The following is a 524-nucleotide window of genomic DNA, read 5'->3' on the forward strand; positions in this document are numbered from 1 at the left end:
ACCTTTTGGAGCCAGCCGCCTAAGGTGGGACAGATGATTGGGGTGAAGTCGTAACAAGGTAGCCGTATCGGAAGGTGCGGCTGGATCACCTCCTTTCTATGGAGAATTGATAAGCGCTGTTTATCAATATAAGTTTCCGTGTTTCGTTTTCGTTTAGTTTTGAGAGTTCAATAAAAAGTATTGACTCTTAAATGAGGATATGATATAAATAAATCCTGCAATTTGTATGGGCCTATAGCTCAGCTGGTTAGAGCGCACGCCTGATAAGCGTGAGGTCGATGGTTCGAGTCCATTTAGGCCCACCATACAACTTGGGGCCTTAGCTCAGCTGGGAGAGCGCCTGCCTTGCACGCAGGAGGTCAGCGGTTCGATCCCGCTAGGCTCCACCAAAAAGCTATTTTAAATAGCAAATGGTATGTTCTTTGAAAACTAGATAACAGTGTAGCTCATATTTTTTAATTTTTAGTTTGGTTAAGTTAGAAAGGGCGCACGGTGGATGCCTTGACACTAGGAGTCGATGAAGG

Annotated in this window: 2 tRNA genes and 1 rRNA gene; all 3 read left to right on the forward strand. The window is 44.8% G+C overall.

Annotated elements, in window-relative coordinates:
* A 16S ribosomal RNA gene (locus MR147_RS26765) occupies window positions 1-96 on the forward strand; the annotation flags it as partial.
* A 132-nt stretch (window positions 97-228) separates the two neighbouring features.
* Window positions 229-305 (forward strand) — tRNA-Ile (locus MR147_RS26770).
* Between the two features lie 8 nt (window positions 306-313).
* Window positions 314-389, forward strand: a tRNA-Ala gene (locus MR147_RS26775).
* Window positions 390-524 lie beyond the last annotated feature (135 nt).

Source organism: Bacillus cereus group sp. BfR-BA-01350 (genome assembly GCF_022663775.1).
In the GTDB taxonomy this organism is placed as follows: Bacteria; Bacillota; Bacilli; order Bacillales; family Bacillaceae_G; genus Bacillus_A; species Bacillus_A paranthracis.